Raw genomic sequence first — 1172 nt, 5'->3', positions numbered from 1 at the left:
GGCTACGACCCGGACCGCAACACCTTCACCCAGTCGTACGGCTCACGCGAACTCGACGCCTCCCTGCTGCTGATCCCCCAGGTCGGCTTCCTACCCCCGGACGACAAGCGCGTCATCGGCACCATCGAGGCCATCCAGCGAGAACTGTCCACCGAGGACGGATTCGTCCTGCGCTACCCCACCGACGGCGGAGTGGACGGCCTGCCGGGCGACGAAGGCGCCTTCCTCGCCTGCTCCTTCTGGCTCGCCGACGCCCTCGCCCTGATCGGCCGCACCGACGAGGCCCGCGAACTGTTCGAGCGCCTGCTGTCGATCCGCAACGACGTCGGCCTGCTCGCCGAGGAGTGGGACCCGCGCCTCAAGCGCCAGGTCGGCAACTTCCCCCAGGCCTTCAGCCACGTCCCGCTGATCGACACCGCCCTGCGGCTCACCCAGCCCCTCGGCCCGGAATCCGAGGACACCACAGCTCCGTGAGACCGGCAGACCACAGGGCCGGGAAGTGATCAACACCACACTGGTTCCGCCTCTCGCCGGTGGTGCAGACTGAGCGCTTCGCGCACGCCCCACATCCGGGCGCGCGGATTCCGTTCAGGGGGGTTTGATGGAACGTCGTACGGTTCTGCGTGGACTGGTGGGCCTGCCGGTCGGAGCGATGGCGGTGCTCTCCGCCGCCCGACCGGCCTGGGCCGACTTCACCACGACGGTGAACCCGTCGGCCAACTGGGGGACCTGGGAAGGGTGGGGCACCTCGCTGGCCTGGTGGGCCAACCAGCTCGGCCCCCGGGAGGACCTGGCCGATGTGCTGTTCAGCCGGAAGACCGTCCGGTTCCAGGGGCAGACGGTACCCGGGCTGGGGATGAACGTGGTCCGCTACAACGTCGGCGGCTCGGGAACGAACAGCATCGGCGGCCGGACGATGAAGCCCGGTCCGACACTGGACGGCTTCAAGCAGATCGAGGGCTACCAGCTCGACTGGGCCTCCGCGGACCCGCAGTCGTCCAGCTGGAACTGGAACGCCGACGCGCACCAGCGCGACATGATGTGGCTGGCCCGGGACCGCGGCGCCGACAGGTTCGAGCTCTTCAGCAACTCGCCGATGTGGTGCGCGGAGGCGATCAGCTGGTGGCGCCCGGGGGCGAGCCGGAGCAGGGTGTAGCGCAGCAGCGGCGGGC

Annotated in this window: 2 protein-coding genes; both read left to right on the top strand. The window is 69.8% G+C overall.

Annotated features, from left to right (window positions below; genetic code table 11):
• A partial coding sequence (locus ACWDCZ_RS41580) for a glycoside hydrolase family 15 protein (RefSeq protein ID WP_449818757.1) occupies window positions 1–474 on the top strand: 474 nt, incomplete at its 5' end.
• Window positions 475–601: 127 nt separating this feature from the next.
• Entirely contained in the window at window positions 602–1156 is a 555-nt protein-coding gene (locus ACWDCZ_RS41575) for a hypothetical protein (protein ID WP_449818756.1), read from the top strand.
• Window positions 1157–1172: the final 16 nt, after the last annotated feature.

Source organism: Kitasatospora sp. NPDC001225, from assembly GCF_053597855.1.
This window is presented reverse-complemented; position numbering and strand designations above follow the sequence as displayed.

What these genes read in the sequence shown, in the direction of transcription:
- ACWDCZ_RS41575 (WP_449818756.1), top strand. Translation starts at nt 602, where the DNA reads ATGGAACGTCGTACGGTTCTGCGTGGACTGGTGGGCCTGCCGGTCGGA.